Genomic DNA, 20,310 nt, shown 5'->3' on the forward strand with positions numbered 1-20,310 from the left:
TGCTGCAGTTAAAGGAGCAGCAGTAAGTGCGGTTACTAAGGCATTAGATATGTTAACTATTGCAATAAGGAAAACAATGGACTTGGGACTTAATGAACTTAAAGAGGCAATGAAAATTAATATTAATGATATTCCTGTAATTTCTGATAAGACAACTCTTAAAGCTTAAGTTAATAACAATAGAAATAAATATATAACTAAATTTAGGAAAACTTTTCTCTGTATGAGAGTTGTTTTCCTTTTTTTATTTTATGAGATTGCGTTTAGTTGAGATTTGTATTTTCTTTTTTTATTTAATTGATTTACTTCCTCAAATTAAGGAAGTAAATCAATTGTTGATGTGTGATTAGTATTTTTAATAAGAGTTAACATTAGCAAATTTACCATCCTTCGCCATTGCTCTTAATGCTATACCTCCTGCTATAGTTCCATCTTTAGGAGCTGTAGCAACATTACCAGTTGTTTCTTTAGCTAGCCTAACAGCATCACCACTATCTTTAATCATAGCTTTTAAAATATCAGCAACGCTTACTGCTTCAACTGCTTTTGCTGCATCTGCTGCTGATTTTTTATGATCACTAACCATGTCCCTTGCACAGTTTCCTACACTGTCTTAAAATATTTCCCAACATCCGATTTCTTACTCTCCACACTTAATACCACCCAATACACTCCCAACCATCCCCCAAAAGACGTGAAAACATCCAAAAAAATCATTCCCCCCAAATTCAACTAAAGACTATAAAAATTTATTCTTGGATTTCTTCTCTTTTTACACTCCATTATTATAATCCCACCATTATCACCATTACTCTTCTCATTCTTTTCACTATTCTTCACTTTTATTTCATTTTGTTTCATTTTTTGTTCCCACCTTTCTTTTATTAAAAACAAGCAAAATAAAATAAGTAATTAATACATAAAATGAATAAAGAATTAAGAAAATACACTTAGTAAATTAAAAATTTAAAAAATGATAAATAAATGCTATAACATAGCTTAACAATAGAAGAGAGCTTATTCCTTAGCTCTCTTCACTACTTCTTTTACATAATCTATTATCTTCTCTTTCTTACATAAGTATAATGATTATATAAATTACCTCACTTACTCATTAGTCTTACCCCCAGAACCATCTCCTTATTTAATTTCTCCCAAATTAATCTCTTTTAATCCAGCATCTACTGTATCCCTAATTGCTATTGTTAATGTAAATAATACTTTATTTACTGCATTAGCTGCTACACCCTTAGCTCCTTCTGCTTCTGTTTTATTTACAGCAAGTATCCTTAACAATAAACTTACCATCTTTTACCATCGCTCTCAACGCAATACCAGCTGCTATTATTGCACCAATACCCCCCTATATTATCGTAATTAGCATTTATCCCTCTAATATCTCTCCATCTACTTTTTCCCTCCTTAGCAAACTCTTTAAAAACACTCCCCTATCTTTAAATCCATTCATCATCTAAAGATTCCATCTCTCTAAACAAAATCTCACTTCTAAAAAGTCATTCTCTCTCTTTAGAATAGAACTATTACTTCTCTTACTAGCATCACTTCAACAGCAAAATAAATAAATAAATAAAAATAGATGAAATATAAATTGAAATTTACTTGTTAAACCACAAAATCAAAAATGTTTAATAAAACATACTAAAATGCAAAAAAAAGAAAACAACCATACTCCATAAATAGCAAAGTGTCTCCATTAATTAACTTTATTATTTACAAATAAAAAAAACAAACAAACCATTAATTAGCATGATCAACAAAAGCACCAGATGGGACCTTAGCATTTTTAATCTTATCAATCATTACCCATTGATCATCTTTAGAGCCACTTCATCAGACAGTTTAGTAGCAACACCAACAGTACTCTGGTAACCAACATTAGAAATTGGGTCATTAGAACTACCACTATTATAAGATTGGTTTTTTGATAAAAAGAGAAGTAAATGTAAAAATAGAATAAATAAAAGCTAAGATTATAGTACTCTTAGCTTTTTATGTTATTAATGATATAATATTTACAATTAATTTTATCCCTCTGGCTAGCTACTTTGAGTAGGTGTTGCCGCCTTAGCAGGCAATGTAAGCTCGACAATCTTAGATGATACTGCACCATTAACCGCACTTAATAAATCATCAATTGCTGTATTGAGTTTACCAAGCTCTTCAGCTCCTTTAGTTTTATCACCATTATCTCGCTTTATAGCTTTCTTTGTGTCATCATCAGATGCATCTTTTTTACCAAGGTCAGCATGCCCATCTTTCAATTTACTTAAGAATGCTTCGGCTTTATTTTTAACCTCAGTAATCTTAGCTTTCAATACATTAGAAATTTCACTTGTTGTTTCCAATGCTTCCGCTTTAGTCTTTACAGCTGATACTACACTATGCACTCCTGCAATTAATGACCCATTTTGACCAGCTTCATTGTCCAAAGTACCGTCATTTTTAATTTTCTTTCCTATAGCCTTAGCCAGCTCATCAACCGACTTAACTAAAACATGAACTTCTTTAACACTCTCAGCAAATGCAACAGCACTCTTTATCTTCTCACTAATGACATTTAAATCCAAACGACTCCCATCACTCCTAGTAACAATGCCTTCTTTCTCCTTTCCATCTTGTGTCTTTCCCCCAGAGCCATTACCACCTCCTGATCCACCACTATTACATCCTATTATTCCCACCATCATCATAATAATCAAACTTCTCTTGATAACCTTCTTCATCTTCCCAACACCCCCTCTCTTATAGTAATTAACGTTTATTTCTCTAATTCCTCTCATCTACTTTTTCCCTCCTTAATCAACTCTTTATTCCCCCCAATCTTTAAATCCTCTTATTTAAAGCTCCCTTCTCTTCCCTTTCCTCTTCTAGCTCATCTAAATAAGCCCTTCTACATAAGCTCATCTAAATAAACTCTCCTCACTAATCTCATCTTCCTTCTAAAAAAAGTTACTCGGTCTTCATCCTTCTTTCTTCTATTCTTTATAACTTCCCTTCTCTTCTTTTATGAATCTCTCTTTCTAACTTTACTCCCAAAAAAAAACGCAATAAAAATGAATAAATGATATTCACACATGATAAATGAATGAGCAAGGATCAACAGCAGATGAAGAGGAATTAAAAAATGCATATAAGACATTGAAAGGAATAATAAATGAAGCTTGCAACTATTTCTTTAATTCCCTTAATAAGTCAGCTAGCTCAAAATTGCAATTTCTGAGAATTTAACATTTTAATCTTTCACAGATTAAAATAACAACATCAACATCAAGTTATAACCACCTTTTAAAGTCTTCCTCCTTTGCTAACACAAGACACAAACAAAAATAAAGAATTATTAGTAAATAATTATCAACATAAAAATCAAAATATCTCACTAAATAAAAGAAAACATCTTCTATGTTCCCTTATATAGAACAATAAAAGTGTTTCCTTTAAATATTTAGTATTAATTTTTTATAGATAATTATTTATTTTTTCCACTAGTTGATGTCTCTGCAGTACTAGCAGCTTCTACAGATTTATCTTCCTCTTTAACCTCAGCCAATACCTCATTTATCTCTTTTAATCCACTATCTACTGTATTTATCACTGCTATTACTGCATCTTTCTTTGTTCCTTCCTTAATTTCTTTCTTGCCAACCTTAACTGGAGCTACCGCAATTTCTCCCGCATCTCCCGCTTGTTCAATTCCCTCAGTATCATTAACAACAGGATTCTCTTTAGATTTAGCTATTGCTTGCAATATATCTACTCCACTCACTGCCCCTATACTTGCTGCCGCCTTTGCAATATTTTCTTCTTTCCATCACTCTTACCAGCATCATCAACAAATAGATTACCAATATCCTTCTTATCATCTCCTCCTGTTTTATCAGCATCTGCACTACCATCTCCTTTCCCTAAAACAACTTCAACAATTGTCTTTATCCCCTTAACAAGAGAAATAACTGCATCTTTACTAACAGGAGTAGCTCCATGTCCAGTTGCAGTATCATTTCCTATAACATCTCCTGTAGCTCCTTTTACTACCTCTTTCGCTTTTCTTCCTCAATCTTATCTAATATCCCACTAATAAACTTTTCCACTACTTCTTTCACTTTCAAATAGTTCCCATACTCCGAAACTATAGTGTTTAATTCTGTTTTTACTGTTCCCATTGTCTCAACAATATCACTAAAATACTTCCCTATTTTCACTCTTCTTTGTTTCCGCCTTTATCGCCAATGTACCTCTTTTAACTATACATACTCAAATACTAAAAAGGAAAACAATTCTCCTACAGCAAGAAATAAAGTATTTTCCTTAAATTACTTTATTATTTAATTCAACGATCTATTTAATAGCTTTAATAGCAATGTCAGCATCATTTTTAGCACCAGCAGCGGTAAGCAGTAGCTGCACCAGTAGCTAGTACTCCTGCTTCATTATTATTGTCGGCAACAGGTTGAGTAGTGGAAGTCTTAGCACTTTTCATCTTGTCAATCATTGCCCATAAATCTGCTTTAGATACTTTCTCTGCTAGTTTAGGACCAACGCCAGCAGAGAAGAAACAGTATTGTGAATTAGCACTTTCGGCCCATCTCCATTAGCCATCGCACAAACAGAATTTCCAGGCTTAATTTCTATGCCTAACTTCTTTGATACTTCAACAATTGCATTTAAATTTTCAATTACTGTATTGACATCATTTGCATTAGCAGCTGCTGTAGTAGTAGCAACATTAGCAGTATCACCAATATCAACATCACTATCATTAATTACAACAGCTAGTTTAGTTAGGTCACCAACTAATTATATCAAAAATTTCATTTGCTCCTTTAATTGCATCCTCAACTACTTTAATTGCACTTTTATCAACATTCCTCGCAATAGAGATTTCACCTGTTAGCTCTTTTAACTTCCCATTAGTCACTTCAAATCCTTTTGTTATCTTCCCGAAGTGTTCTCCTCCTTGCTCCTCTTATCCCCCGATTTCACTACATTAAATCCTAATTCATTCCCAATTGCATTTTACAAAAAACACCAAAAATCTCATAAATCCCTTCTCCAATCTTAACCAAAGAATCTAAAAAATTATCCCTCTTCTCTAATCCCTCTTTCTCTGCTAATAACCCACTATTAATCCCACCATCAATACCATAAATAATGAAAAAAACAGTCCTAAATTAATACAAGATATAAATAACAATAAAGACAAATCTATAACACTTTATTAGCTTTAAACTAAAAACCCAACAAAACAAAATTTAACAAATACAAATAAATGAAATATAATTAAAAAATAAAAAATGAACAATGAATATCCTAACATATCTTAAATTAAAACTAAAAGAGAGCCTATCTCTTAGCTCTCTTAACTTCTTCCCTTACATAATAAGTATGATGATTCCAACTACTTAATTACTACAGTAAAACTCCCTCTTTGCTTGATTTCTCCTAATACCTTATTACCTTATTTATTCTTTAACGATTTTTGATTTGCCATCACCTAATATTTGTTCTATCTGTTCTAAACATTGCTTTATTATTACTTGAGCAATGTTTTCTATTGCTCTTAATAGTTTATTTGCTGCACTTACTCCTACTCCGTTAACCGCCATTGTATCGGCTGCTGCTGCGTTTGCATCTAGCTTACCACCTTTAAGCAAAGAACGTAACGCTATTCCTCCTGCTAATGCTACTTTACTTGCATTTTGTGCATCAGCTGCAGTTGTTGCTGTTCCTGTCACTGCAAGTTTTACTGCGTGTTTTGGATCAGTTGCTGTATTTATGTTAGCTGCAATAGAAACATCTGCTTCATCAGCTGATGATATTGCGTACAGCATTTCCTCACCTGTTACTGAAGTTACTATTGATAAAGCTTTTGCTGCATCTGCTGCTACTGCTGCTCCTGCTCCCCCTGTCAACAGTACCTTACCTCCTTCTTTCTCATCACTAGATACTTTTTGATTGTTTTTAGGCTCAACTCCTTTATTAGTATTAGCAGCAACTATTCCCTTTAGTGCTATTAATGATCCCTTTACATCTTCTACACTAGAACCTACGCCTCCTACTCCTGATGCTGAAGATGCTGTAACACCACTTACCACTAAACTTTCGTTAGTTAAAGTCTGCAAAGAAGTAATATGCTTCTTTAGTTCATCAAGTGTTTTTCTTGCTTGCACTACGCTTCCATCTTTAACTTCTTCAAAATTTATTCCTGCTTTGCTTACTGCTAAGTGTACTTGACTGATCGCTCTATCTATTGAACTTGCTAAATCTTTGAACTTATCTGATACATCACTTTTTTTTGTTGCACTAGTAACTGATATTCCCAAAGCATTTGTTATTAAATCTACAAATGCAGAAAACACAGACTTAGTTGTTTCACCTAATTTTAAACCTTCTCCTGATGATCCATCCTGCTCTCCCGGTTTTTGTACTTGTTGTCCACATCCCATCACTCCCAAAATCATCATAATAATCAAACTTCTCTTGATAACCTTCTTCATCTTTCCAATACCCCCACTCTTATAATAATTAACGTTTATTTCTCTAATATCTCTCATCTACTTTTTCCCTCCTTAATCAACTCTTTATTCCCCCCAATCTTTAAATCCTTAATCATCTAAAGCTCCCTTCTCTTCCCTTTCCTCTCTAGCTCATCTAAATAAGCTCTTCTCACTAAGCTCTCCTAAATAAGCTCTCCTTCCTTCTAAAAAAAGTTACTCAGAATACATACTTCTTTCTCTTCTTTAAAAGTTCCCTTCCTTCTCTTATCATTCCTTTCTTCTCTTTTTATAAATTCCCTTCTCTCTTTTATTGAGTCTCTTCTTCTCTTTTCTATAACTTTACTCCAATAGAAAAAATGAAATAAAAATTAATGAAATATAAATTAAAATTCAACTGTTAAAAGAACAAATAAAAAATGTTTAATAAAACATAATAAAACACCAAAAAGGAAAACAACTCTCCTACACAAAGAAAAAAGTGTTTACCATATTTCGACCTTATTATTTGGTTTATTTATTGCTTATTCATTTAGTAGCAGTAGGTTGAGTAATACCATCTTCCAGAACATTAATTCCAGTAGTCTCAGAGTATTTTATTCCATTAACAGCTTCTTTAATTTTATCAAGTTCAAGATTTACTACTTTCCTAAAGATTACATGCAATACTCCTAGTACCTTATTTACTGCACTTGCGGCTGCTGCCTTCACTGCACCATCTTCATTAGCAGCAGGTTGAGTAAACTTACCACCCTTAGTCATAGCCTTCAGTGCAACAGCTGCTGCTAAATCTGCATTAGTAGCCGCCTTAGCACCATTAGCATTTGGAGCTCCAGTAGCTAATTGTCCAGCATTATTATCATTGGCAGCAACAAAGCCAACAGTAGTAGCATTTTTAATCTTATCAATCATTGCCCATGGATCAGCTTTGGCCACTTCAGCAGCCAATTTGGGACCAGAATTAGCAGCAGCCTGAACATTACCACCAAGCGCATCAGGTGCAGCACCGGCAACATTATTTACAGAATTACCAGCAGTTCCAGCATTTATCTTCACACCAACGCTATTAGCAATCTCAATTAGCTCTTTCACTCCTTCAATAAAAGCATCAACACTAACTTTGTCAGCAGCAATACCACCACCAGCAGAATTAGCATCACCAATGTCAGTATCACCAATAGCCCCAGCAAGCTTACCTACAGACGCTATTAATTTTGCAAAAATTACGCTAGAACCTTGAATAACAGAATTAACACCCGTAATATCGGAATGAAAAGTAGAAACCACTTTTTTTGAAAATTCGTTTAATTTATCCTTAGTTCCTTGTAATCCATCTCCAAGATTTTGAAAATATTCCTTTACCTTAGTTCTCTTATCATCAAATTTAATAGCATTAATTCCTAATGTATTTCCAACAGCACTTCCAAAACTACTAAAAATCTCCTGAAACCCTTGCCCGATCTTAACTAATGACTCTAAAAAACTATTCCTCTTCTCTAACCCTCTTTCTCCGCTATCAACCCATTATTACATCCCATAACCTTTAATCAGACATACTAAATGCCAAAAAGGAAAACAATTCTAATGCATCACTAGAAAAGTGTTTTCCTCAATCTACTTTCTCTTATTAATTCTCATTATTAACTTTTAGCTTCAGGTATCTTATCACCAAAAGTTACATGAGCATCATTAGCATCAATTTTCATAGCTTCTTTAACTTCCTTAAGTCCTGCATCAATAGTATTTCTTATTGCAATAGTTAGAATATCTAATGCCTTAGTTACTGCACTTAAAGCCGCTCCTTTAACTGCGGTAACAACATCAGGAGTAGCAGAAGCACTAGTATTAGAAAATTTCCCACCTTTAGCCATAGCTCTTAACGCTATAGCTCCTGCTATAGTTCCATCCTTAGCAGAAGCAGCCTTAGCAGAATCCTCAATACCATTCTTAATCATAGCTTTTAAAATATCAGCTCCAGTTACAGCTCCAACTGCCTTTGCTGCATCGGCTGCTGATTTTTTTGCTTTGTCAGCACTATCACCAGCATTAACTGTGTCAAATAACTTTCCTGCTTCATTATCAGCAGCAGCACCTCTTGCACTAGAACCATCAGTAGCCTTTTTATCGGTACCAGCCTCAGCATTTCCTACACCTTTAAGCACTACATCTACGATATCCTTAATTCCCTTTACTAGATTTACAACATCTCCACCAGCACCTGCAACATCTCCACCAGCACCTGCAACATCTCCACCAGCACCTGCAACATCTCCACCAGCACCTGCAACATCTCCACCAGCACCTGCAACATCTCCACCAGCACCTGCAACATCTCCACCAGCACCTGCAACATCTCCACCAGCACCTGCAACATCTCCACCAGCACCTGCAACATCTCCACCAGCACCTGCAGCAGCTCCACCACCACCAGCAGCAACATTCCCAATGAGATCACTAGCATCACCAATAGCCTCACTAGCAGTCTTAGCTCCCTCTATTATCTTATCAAGAGTCTCACTAACAAATTTATTTACTTCACTCTCTACTCCCGCCGCATTCGGATTCCCTTCTCTTTTCATATCAGCAACAATATTATTAAGTTTATCCTTTGTGCCTTTTACAGTATCATGCACTGTCTTAAAATATTTCCCAACATCCGATTTCTTAGAATTAACATTAAACCCCAACACACTCCCAACAATATCCCCAAAAGACGTAAAAACACTGATAAAATCATTTCCCAATTCTACCAAAGACTGTGTAAAAAAATGTTCAAGACTCAACGAATATAGATTTGCCACCATAAAGTTAATTTGATTTTCTATTAAATCACTTGACTAAAATTTTTCTAAGTTATTCTTTACTTAATAATTCACTATTACTTAAATAACGTATATTTTTTGGCGAAAAAATACCACCAGCAAACATAGGAAATTCACAATTTTCATTTCCATTCTCTAAAAAATCGAAAATTCGTATTAACTTGCTATATCTCTCATCTCCACTGACCACTTCATCGTAGAAATAATATCTGAAAGATATACGAGTTCTATATGCAACATGATTTCTCAAAATATCATCAAACATATCCTCAAAATATGCAATGAAAATATCCTAAAAACAAATATACTTGATTCTTCTAGAATATGACCAAGATCTTCGATAGTAACTTGTGAATTAGAATTAAATTCTTTTTCATATATATTTTTTGAAATACTACACAGAATAGAATCATAAGGTTTCTCATAAAGAATCTCTTTTAAAGCTTTCTTAATAGTGTTTTTACCCTCAACTTTAGTACACATATTATATAATTATATCTACAAAAAAAACAAAGCAAAATAATTTTCTACAAAGTCACATAATAAATTATTAGTACTGCCTTCCCAAGGCCAACACTAATATATCAATGAATAAAAATATTACAACAAACAAGTAAGAGAACAAAAAGATTAAATTAGTAAAAATAATATGCAATCAAACAAAAATAGTCAATACAACTCTCAATTAATCTATACTGAAATCAACTTGTGATGAAATAGTTGTAACAACTTAATACAAATATGTTATATATATTATGAAATAGAAAAATATTTGCCTAACATCACAAACACTTGTGCTACAAAATATGACACAGCAAGAGTAGCAATAACCGTCAAAGATGAAACTAACTGCCCCTTAAATCCTAACTTGTTTTCAATCAAGCCTAGTCGACTCTCAATCAAAGTCAAATTAGACTTCACTTGTACCAAATCACTCTTAACTCCGTCTATCTTTTCATTAAGTCTAGTCTCTACTCCATCTATCTTTGCATCAAGTTTATCCATTCTAACTTCAAACTTATCTACCCTAGCATCAAGCTTGTCTATTTTATCATTAAGTCTAGTCTCTACTCCATCTATCTTTGCATCAAGTTTATCTATTTTATCATTAAGTCTAGTCTCTACTCCATCTATCTTTGCATCAAGTTTATCTATTTTATCATTAAGTCTAGTCTCTACTCCATCTATCTTTGCATCAAGTTTATCTATTTTATCATTCATATCAATTTTGAGTATACTTATCTTATCATCTAAATAGTGAAAATTATCCATCATCCTATCTTGAAGAAGATCAAATTTTTCTTCGAGCACATAATAACTAATAATCTGCCCATCAAATGCCCCACTATGATAATCTTTTCTAACTCTCTCAGACCTAACTGAATTCTTAGCTACTTGTTCATCATATATCTGCTCTTTTACTGCAACACTCATATTTAACCTCAATGATTTTTTTCAATTTTTATTTAATTATAACATATGCAATAAGTGCTATCTTAGGAGAAAAAGAATAAGACCAACAACTGAAGTTATTGGTCTTATTAATGGGGTAACACAAAAACGATAACAAATTATGTTTTTGTGTACAAACGAGAATTATACAACAATACTCAATAAAAATTTTTATTGAGTATTGTCTCAATATTTTTTTCACATATTTTTCTAATAAGACATTAGAAATACCATTGCATGCTTTTTAGCTTTCAGCATACGAACAAGCTTATCAGCATCTCACACATCACCGTTACAATTAATAATTATAACCTAACGATTACTACTCTCTTCAACTTTCTGCATTTTATTAATTTTTTCTGCAATGATTCTTGCTTCAAGCTTTCTCAAATTCTCATCAATGAGAGCTGATGTTACTATTATAAGTTCATTCCACCCCATTTCACTAGTCATTAATCCTGCACCAGGCATATATGTAGGTTTTGTGTTGTGAACCTAGCAACCCTTACGCACAAACTTAATCTCCTCCACAGTAGCTGCAAGATCTTACTCTTATTATTCTTTTCAGAATCTCATCCAAGGCCTTTTCAGCATCAGCCAAATCCCGACTTTGTTTCCAACACACCAATTATACGTATTCAACTTGCCCACTTCCGCCTCAGCCTTAATACGTTCATATTCTAAATCCTTCAAGTTTTTAAACGCTCTACTTCGAGCTTCCTAGAATCTTCTGCATTAATTATCCCTCGGCTCTCTTGCTGTCTTTTAATTTGATATTCTTTCTTAACCTGTGCAATGAGTTTCTGAAATTCTTCATCAAATATTTATCCCTTACACTAAGCTTCTTTTAGAAAATCAATTTCTTTGCTATACTGATTATCAAGCTCTGATAACTTTTCTTTTATCATGGCGGTTTCTTTGTTAAAGCCTTCTTCAACACAAATAAGTTCTACTTCACTTAATTTAGAGAATTTTTATAAATCTCTGTACCTCTGTTCCTGTTAAATTATAATCGCTAACATCACTACTATCACTCAATATCACTTCTACATTTACACGTCCCATACCCTAAAATCATCAACAAATAAAGAACACAAGTTATCCTAACCCTCATACGGAATAGTTCACCCATAAGAGCTGATAATAATTTATTCAAAATATACAAATTAAGCTGAAAATATTTATTCTATCTCTTATCACTCTTTAATATATTCTTTTCTTCTTTGAATGAAATAAATTGCTATAAAAGTAGCCTTAAAACATCAAGATTTACTCAATAAGAATATCTATTTTCACTTAATGTTTATAAGTATAGGCAACACTTTATCTATAAATAATGTTAACCAAAAACGTCTCTACCACTAAATCGAGAAAATCAGAAGATGTTTCAAATCCTACTAATTTGTTAAAAAATCGTACTAAAAAATGAAAGGTGATCGGGCTCATAATTAAAAGTTAAGTAAATGAACCTTATGTCACATACAGAGAAAAATACACTCTTGCATCTAAATTACTACCATCCATTAATTTTCAACTCGAACATCCAAATAAAAGAGAGCCATTTGCTCTCTTACTTTTATTATTTTATTCTATGTAAATATTTTTTTATCATTAACTCACTTGCTCAACACCTTATTAACATATCATTTTATTATAAGCTTTTTATAAAATTTCACACAAATTACAATAATAACAAATTGGAATGCATTGTTTGTTTTGATTAACAAATTATCATACATTTCATCAAAATAGTAAGTATTACAAATTTTCCTTAAGTGCTTTATATAATTTGCCTTTTCATTCTGTAACCTTTGTACAAATTGATTTTTGTCTGCCCAAAAGTAATTTTCAAGGACCTCCTCTGCCTCTTTTTCTGCATTTAATGTCATTACAATATCTTTTAGAGCTGCCTTAAGTCTACTAATACTAATTTCCAATATAAAAAGATAAAAACTATCTTTTGTATGGGTAATAAACTCAGAGCCATTTGGATCACACATTGTCACAGAACTTTCAAGAAAAGTTAAAGCATCTCTTTCATCTTTGCTTAATTTCTCTATAAGATTATTATAAGCAGTATTATAAGATTTTATCTTAGTTACAATACTTACAAACCTAGATGCATGATTTGTTTTAATTGATAAATTATCGTATATTTCCTTCACAGAAGAAGTATTACAAATGCTTTTTAAATGCTTTACGTAAATTGCTGTTGCATCTTCCAATCTTTGTGCAAGAATATCTTTTCCTGGTTTAGTATACTGTTCAAGAGCTTCTTCCGCTTCTTTTTTTGCATTTAATGTTATTACAATATCTTTTAGAGCTGATTTGAATTCATTAATATCACCTGTATTCTGCATGAAACGACTATAGTTCTGTTTCATTTGAACTGTAATCTCATCAGAATTCAAATCATCAGGATAAGGATTTGTTATAGAGTCTTCAAAAAAAATTAAAGCACATCTTTCATCATCACTTAATCCTTCCATAAGATTATTATAAGTAGTATTATAAGATTCTATCTTAGTTACAATACTTACAAATTTAGATGCATTGTTTGTTTTGCTTGATAAATTATTAAGCATTTCCTTCACAGAAAAGGTATTACAAATGCTTTTTAAATGCTTTACATACATTGCTATTGCATCTTCCAATCTTTGTGCAAGAACATTTTTTCCTGGTTTAGTATACTGTTTAAGAGCTTCTTCCGCTTCTTTTTTTGCATTTAATGTTATTACAATATCTTTTAGAGCTGATTTGAATTCATTAATATCATCTGTATTCTGTATGAAACGACTATAGTTTTGTTTCGCCTGAACCGTAATCACAAAATCATACGAATCATCAGGATTATATGTTTTTATAGAATTTTCAAGAAAAATTAAAGCAGCTCTTTCTCCATTGCTTAATCTTTCTACAATACTATTATAAACAATATTATAAAATTTTACCGTATCTGCAATACGTGTAAAGTTGGATGCATTGTTCGATTTGTGTAACAAATTATCACACATTTCCGTTAAAGAGGAAGTATTACACATTATTTTTAAATATTCCACGTATTCTATTTCTAAATCTCCAATTTTTTCTTTAAGTATATCTTTATCTAATCCATTATAACTTGCAATAAAAAGGTATGCTTCATTTCTTGAATTTAATGTCATTTCAATATCAAATAAAACTTCTTTAAGTCTATTAATATTATCACACGTATCTAGTATAAGTTGCTTATAGTTGTTTTGTTTTATCTGAACCACAATCTCATGATAATGTAAATCATCTGACTTGGGAGTCGTTATAGAGTTTTCAAGAAAAGTTAAAGCAGCTTTCTCTTCATTGCTTAATCTTTCCACAATACTATTATAAGATTTTACCGTATCTGTAATACTTTCAAATTGAGATAAATTATTTGCTTCATTAAATAATTTATTGTACACATCCTTAAAAGAAAAAATATTAAAAATACTTTTTAAATGCTTCATGTATTTTATTTCGATATCTTCAAATATTTGCACAAATATATGTTCTTTCGGTATGGTATACTCTTTAAGAGCTTCTTTTGCTTCTTTTTTTGCATTTAATGTTATTACAATATCTTTTAGAGCTGATTTGAGTTCCTGAATATCATATGTATTCTGTATGAAACGACTATAGTTTTGTTTCATATGAACTGTAATCTCATCATCATCATTAAAATCATCGGAATAAGAATTTGTTATAGAGTCTTCAATATAAGTCAAAGCAGCTTTCTCTTCATTGTTTAAACTTTCTACAATACTATTATAAGATGTTACCGTAGTTGCAATACTTGTAAAGCTGAATGCACTGTTTGATTTGTATAATAAATTATCGTATATTTCTCTAAAAAAAGAAGTATTACAAACACTTTTTAAATATTTCATGAATTTTACTTCAGTATCTTTCAATATTTGCATAAATATATGTTTTTCTGGTATGTTATACCTTGCAATAACTTCTTCTACTCCTTTCTTTGAATTTAATGTTATTTCAATATCTTTTAAAGCCATTTTGAACCTAGCAATACCTACGGTCCGTATAAGTTGATCAAAATTTCGTTTTATACTAATTGTAATCTCAGCATCATCTGGATCATCTGGATTAGGCTTTACTATAGAATCTTCAAGGAAAATGAAAGCCTTTTTTTCCTCATCATTTAATTCTTCTAAAAGATAATTATAAGAACTTATAGCCTTCTCAATAATTTCAAACTGAAATGAATGATCTGACTCATTTAATAATTTATTGTACATATCCTTAAGAGAAAAAACATTAAAAATACTTTTTAAATGCTTCATGTATTTTATTTCGGTATCTTTTAATTTTTGTGCAAGAATATATTTTCCTGCCTGAGTATACTTATTCAAAGAGACTTCTATGTCTTTCTTTACATTTAATGTTGTTACAATACCTGATAAAGCTGTTTGAAGTTCACCAATATCATCTGCACCCAATATAAACTGATCCAAGTGATCTTTTGTATAAGTCATAAGCTTACAGTCATCTGAATCATCCAGATTAGTGTTTATTATAGAATTTTCAAGGAATGTCAAAGCATCTCTCCCTTTAGAATTTAATTTTCCTATAATACTATTATAAAAACTTACTGTTCTCACAATACTTTCAAATTGGGATGAATTATTTGCTTCATTTAATAATTTATTATACACATCCTTAACAGAAAAAAGATTAAAAATGTTTTTTAAACGCTTTATGTATTCTCTTCCTTTATTTTCTAACTTTGATAAAAGGATATTTTTTCCTGGTTTATTATACTTTACAATAGCTTCTTCTGCTATTTTTTTTGTATTTAATGTTAATACAATCTGCAATAAAATTGTTTTGAGTTTATCAATACTTATACCTCGTATGAACCTATTAAAGTTCTCTTCTATATGAATTAAAAACTCATTGTAATCTAGATAATCTGGATCATCTAAATTAGGTTTTGTGACAACCTTTTCAAAAAACATTAAAGCATCTTTTTCATTAAAATTTAATTGTTCTATGACTTTATCAAAAGCATTATAACAAGAATATATGCCATTTATAATGGCTTCCAATAGGAAGGTATCGTATTTTTCTTGAATCAACTTATCGTAAACATCATTCCACGAACCATATTCAGTATCAAAAACACTTTTTAAATATTCTCTATATCTTACTTTTTCATCTTTAAATATTTGTTCAACTACATTTTTTTGACCATTGTAATTTGCAATGACAAACTCTGCTTCCCTATATGAATTTAACGTAATTGAAATACTTGATAAAACTTTTTTAAGCTTATTAATACCTATATCTTTGACAAAACGACTAAAGTTATCCAATATATGAATTATAAAATCATTGTCATCCGGATCAGGATTTGTCATAACAACACTCTCAAGAAAAAATGTTAATGCATCTTTTTCCTCAACACTTAATTGCTTTATAACACTACTATAAGTACTATTATAAAAAGTTATAGTACGTTCAATACTTTCAAATTCAGATACATGCTTTGCCTCTCTTGATAAAAGATCGTATATTTCTTCAAAAGAAGAAATATGACAAATGTTTCTTAAATAGCTTATGTATCTTTCCCTTTTATCTTCTAACATTGACACAAGTATATCTTTTCCTGGCGAACTATAATTTTCAATAGCACGTTCTGCTGTTTCCTGAACATTTAATGTCCTTGCAATATTTAATAGAGCCGATTTGAATTTGTCAATATCATATGTGTCTAGTAAGAACCGACTCAAATCTTCTTTTATGCGAATTACAAATCCTTGATCATATGAACCGTTTATTATAACGTTTTCAAGAAAAGTTAAAGCTTTCTTGTGATCATCGTTTAGTTGTTCCATAATCTGACTATAAAAACTTATAGTACGCTCAATACTTTCAAATTCAGATGCATGATTTGCTTTGCTTAATAAATTATCATACATTTCCTTCAAAAAGGAAGTATTACAAATTATTCTTAAATAGCTTATATAGTTTGTTTCTGCATCCTGTAATTTTTGTATAAGTATATCTTTTATAGGCCCACTATAATTTTCAATAGCACGTCCTACTGCTTCCTTTACATCTAATGTTTTCTGAATACCCGACAGAACTACTTTGAATGTATCAATATCTATATTTTGACCTATATTTTGTATGAACTTGTCATACAAAGTAGAGTTTATCATAGCGTTCACAAGAAAAGTTAAAGCTTTCTTGTGATCATCATTTAGTTGTTCCATAATCTGACTATAAAAACTTACCATACGTTCAATACTTTCAAATTCAGATGCATGATTTGCTTTGCTTAATAAATTATCATACATTTCCTTCAAAAAAGAAGTATTACAAATGCTTCTTAAATAGCTTATATAGTTTGTTTCTGCATCTTGTAATTTTTGTATAAGTATATCTTTTCCTGGCTCACTATAATTTTCAATAGCACGTCCTACTGTTTCCTTTACCTCTAACGTTTTTTGAATACCTGACAGAACTACTTTGAATGTATCAATATCTATATTTTGACCTACATTTTGTATGAACTTATCATACAAAGTAGAGTTTATTATAGCATTCACAAGAAAAGTTAAAGCTTTCTTGTGATCATCATTTAGTTGTTCCATAATCTGACTATAAAAACTTACCATACGTTCAATACTTTCAAATTCAGATGCATGATTTGCTTTGCTTAATAAATTATCATACATTTCCTTCAAAAAAGAAGTATTACAAATGCTTCTTAAATAGCTTATATAGTTTGTTTCTGCATCTTGTAATTTTTGTATAAGTATATCTTTTCCTGGTTCACTATAATTTTCAATAGTACGTCCTACTGTTTCCTTTACCTCTAACGTTTTTTGAATACCTGACAGAACTACTTTTAATGTATCAATATCATCGACATCCAGTATGAACTGATACAAAGCTTGTTTTGTATGAATTATATAAAAATCGTCAAATGGATCACCTGAATTGGAAATTGTTATAGCATTTTCAAGAAAAGCTAAAGCTTCTTTTTGTTCATTATTTAGTTGATCTATCATCTGACTATAAAAACTTATCGTACGTCCAATACTTTCAAATTCAGATGCATGATTTGCTTTGCTTAATAAATTATCATACATTTCCTTCAAAAAAGAAGTATTACAAATGCTTCTTAAATAGCTTATATAGTTTGTTTCTGCATCTTGTAACTTTTGTATAAGTATATCTTTTACAGGTCCATTATAATTTACAATAGCCCGTCCTGATGATTCCTTCACATTTAATGTCGTTGCAATACCTGATAGCACTACTTTGAGTTTATCAATATCATCTGTATTCAGTATGAATTGATAAAAAGTTTGCTTCGTATGAGTTACAAACTTATTACAATCATTAGTATCATTTAAATTAAAATTTGCTATCAAATCTTCAAGGAAAGCTAAAGCATATTTTTCTTCATCATGCAATCGCTCTATTATTTTATAATATTTGATAGCATTAGTAATACTTTCAAATCGAGATGCATTATCTGTTTTGATCAATAAATTATAGTATTCTTGGTCAAAACAGTGAGCATTACAAATGCTTTTTAAATACTTTATATAAGTTACTTCTGTATATTGTAATTTCTGTGTAAGCATGCTTTTGTCTAAACCATTATAATTTTCAATAGTTTCTTCTGCTTCTTTTTTTGCATTTAATGTTATTACAATATCTGACAAGACCTTTTTAAGTTTGTCAATACCTATGTATGTTATAAACAAATAAAAAGCTTGTTTTGAATGTGTTACAAGCTTATGATCATCTGGATCACCTGGATTAAGGCCTGTTACGGCACCTTTAAAAAAAGATAAGGCAACCTTTTCACTCTCATCTAATTGTTCTTTTATAGTTTTTAATATTTTATCTTCCGGCATAAATATTTTCCTTATATTTTAAATTTATATTTTTAATTTTATAGCTATGATATATATTATATAATATATTCTATTTAAATTAAACCTGATAATTAAATAAATAATAGGATTTATAAAAATATCCCAATTACTTTGACAACAAAACTAATATATAAACATAAATAAACAGTTAATATAAAAACTTTAATTCCTATATTCCCTCGTTCTATTAAATCAATATTACAATCCCTCAGACACAAAACTTAAAAACCTTTCGGACATATCTCTCTTAAAGAACCATTAATCTTCTTAAAAAAAAACTCTGTATTTTTTTCTCATATCCTCACTAATTAATCACTAAACTTGTGTGATTGTGTGATAAAATTATTAATTCGTAATGCAACCAACTTCACACAAGTTAGTTGCATATACTATACAATACCTAAATATTCTTTCAAAGCACAAATAATTAAACTACAAAGACGAAACAACAATCACATCAATCAACTGTCTAGGATAAAACTAACTGTTATTTAAATCACATAACTCACAACCTGATCTTAATCAAAGTCAATCAAAATTAGTTTAGCCTAACTCACTCTTAAAAATCTCTATCCTTTAATCAAGTTTGTTTAACCTAGCATCACGCAAATTTGTCTATCTTTGCATCAAGCCTAATTTCAGCTCAATCTAACTGTTGACATAAATCTTTTTACTATCACATGCATCGCAATTTCACAAAAATTATTTCTCAAATTTATAGAAAAAAAAAAATCACCTTGACCTCAAACCTAGTCAAGAGTGAAATTTTTATATATAATAAAAAATATAATCCAAAGCCCTAACAAAATTTAACCTTTGGATTAAAAGGACTATATGAATATAGTAACAAAAGATAAAAAAAATTTCAAATCAACCGGCACAAAGAGCCAAATTAAATCAATACTAAAAGGTCTTGTTGACTTAAATCAATACAAAACATCACCTGAAATAATAAATATCTCCGTATCTCAGGTCAGATTACAAGTAATCAAAACATTTAAACGATACAATAGAATGCTTAAGATCTATTGGGCAATAAACACTAAAAATAAAGATTATAAAAAATCAAGTGGTGTTGAAGAATACTCAGCTAGCGATATACAAAATATGGTAAGTAAACTATTAGAAAACGATGGATATAAAAAGGTATGTAAACGAACTATTGAAAGAGACATCCAAATTCTAAATGAAATCGGATTGATTAAATCCAAAATCAGAAGGCTTGGCGTTGGCAATGGAAGCATCTCCCACTATATACAGAACATAAAATTTGTACACAGACACAAAGAAATAATTTTCGAATATCTAAAAGAACGTCTGAAAGAAAATCTAAAAAATAGAAGAATCGTCAGCGATTTTCACCAAGATATAGAAGATACAATGCAGCATTGGAATACAAACTCTACAAAAGATGAAAATCCTAAAACATATGAAAGTCAACCTAATTTAAACAAACATAATGAACAGAAACATACAACCGTAATGTCGCATGAGCAAAATCCGCATGTAATTAATAAAGCTAAAATAAGCTATAAAAAAGAAAAGAATTCTAAAGAGAACTCAGAAATGCTTATGAAAAAAGCTGATTTTTAT

General features: G+C 30.8%; 12 protein-coding genes and 5 pseudogenes. 2 read left to right on the plus strand and 15 right to left on the minus strand.

Annotation, left to right across the window (positions count from 1 at the left end):
- A partial coding sequence (locus tag U881_RS12915; RefSeq protein WP_038364061.1) for a variable large family protein occupies window positions 1-169 on the plus strand: 169 nt, incomplete at its 5' end.
- Between the two features lie 192 nt (window positions 170-361).
- On the opposite strand, the pseudogene U881_RS0107455 reads toward U881_RS12915, so the two are convergent.
- The 15 genes and pseudogenes from U881_RS0107455 to U881_RS0107555 all read right to left on the minus strand — a co-directional run.
- A pseudogene (locus tag U881_RS0107455) lies at window positions 362-577 on the minus strand (variable large family protein); the annotation flags it as partial.
- Between the two features lie 29 nt (window positions 578-606).
- Window positions 607-711 (minus strand): annotated as a pseudogene (locus U881_RS12920) (variable large family protein); the annotation flags it as partial.
- A 21-nt stretch (window positions 712-732) separates the two neighbouring features.
- A complete protein-coding gene (locus tag U881_RS13575) occupies window positions 733-861 on the minus strand; it encodes a hypothetical protein (RefSeq protein ID WP_268744162.1) in 129 nt (42 codons plus the stop codon).
- Window positions 862-1,140: 279 nt separating this feature from the next.
- Window positions 1,141-1,351: pseudogene (locus U881_RS12005) on the minus strand (variable large family protein); the annotation flags it as partial.
- Between the two features lie 706 nt (window positions 1,352-2,057).
- Entirely contained in the window at window positions 2,058-2,744 is a 687-nt protein-coding gene (locus tag U881_RS0107480) for a Vsp/OspC family lipoprotein (RefSeq protein ID WP_024653824.1), read from the minus strand.
- A gap of 743 nt (window positions 2,745-3,487) precedes the next feature.
- Window positions 3,488-4,254 (minus strand): annotated as a pseudogene (locus U881_RS12925) (variable large family protein); the annotation flags it as partial.
- A gap of 550 nt (window positions 4,255-4,804) precedes the next feature.
- On the minus strand, window positions 4,805-4,936 hold the full coding sequence (locus U881_RS13580; RefSeq protein ID WP_268744163.1) for a hypothetical protein: 132 nt from the start codon (window positions 4,934-4,936) through the stop codon (window positions 4,805-4,807).
- 544 nt (window positions 4,937-5,480) lie between these two features.
- Entirely contained in the window at window positions 5,481-6,572 is a 1,092-nt protein-coding gene (locus tag U881_RS0107515; RefSeq protein WP_024653826.1) for a variable large family protein, read from the minus strand.
- 468 nt (window positions 6,573-7,040) lie between these two features.
- Window positions 7,041-8,050, minus strand: a pseudogene (locus U881_RS11155) (variable large family protein).
- Window positions 8,051-8,152: 102 nt separating this feature from the next.
- On the minus strand, window positions 8,153-9,316 hold the full coding sequence (locus tag U881_RS0107525; RefSeq protein WP_038364064.1) for a variable large family protein: 1,164 nt from the start codon (window positions 9,314-9,316) through the stop codon (window positions 8,153-8,155).
- A 49-nt stretch (window positions 9,317-9,365) separates the two neighbouring features.
- A complete protein-coding gene (locus U881_RS0107530; protein WP_160164818.1) occupies window positions 9,366-9,584 on the minus strand; it encodes a hypothetical protein in 219 nt (72 codons plus the stop codon).
- Window positions 9,581-9,817, minus strand: a complete 237-nt coding sequence (locus U881_RS0107535) for a hypothetical protein (protein WP_024653829.1) — start codon at window positions 9,815-9,817, stop codon at window positions 9,581-9,583. The genes U881_RS0107530 and U881_RS0107535 overlap by 4 nt, the downstream gene beginning before the upstream one ends.
- A 270-nt stretch (window positions 9,818-10,087) precedes the next feature.
- Window positions 10,088-10,768 (minus strand): coiled-coil domain-containing protein, encoded by a 681-nt coding sequence (locus tag U881_RS0107540; RefSeq protein ID WP_024653830.1) that lies wholly within the window; start codon window positions 10,766-10,768, stop codon window positions 10,088-10,090.
- 330 nt (window positions 10,769-11,098) lie between these two features.
- The gene (locus tag U881_RS13390) at window positions 11,099-11,239 is read right to left on the minus strand and encodes a hypothetical protein (RefSeq protein WP_235048162.1); all 141 of its coding nucleotides are present in this window, start codon (window positions 11,237-11,239) and stop codon (window positions 11,099-11,101) included.
- A 1,190-nt stretch (window positions 11,240-12,429) separates the two neighbouring features.
- Complete coding sequence (locus U881_RS0107555) at window positions 12,430-18,696, minus strand: BTA121 domain-containing protein surface lipoprotein (protein ID WP_024653831.1); 6,267 nt, start codon at window positions 18,694-18,696, stop codon at window positions 12,430-12,432.
- Window positions 18,697-19,551: 855 nt separating this feature from the next.
- Between U881_RS0107555 and U881_RS11165 the strand changes: the two genes are divergently transcribed.
- Window positions 19,552-20,310, plus strand: a 759-nt coding sequence (locus U881_RS11165; protein WP_024653832.1) for a plasmid maintenance protein, incomplete at its 3' end; no start/stop codon positions are given.

The organism is Borrelia persica No12 (genome assembly GCF_000500045.1).
Taxonomy (GTDB): domain Bacteria; phylum Spirochaetota; class Spirochaetia; order Borreliales; family Borreliaceae; genus Borrelia; species Borrelia persica.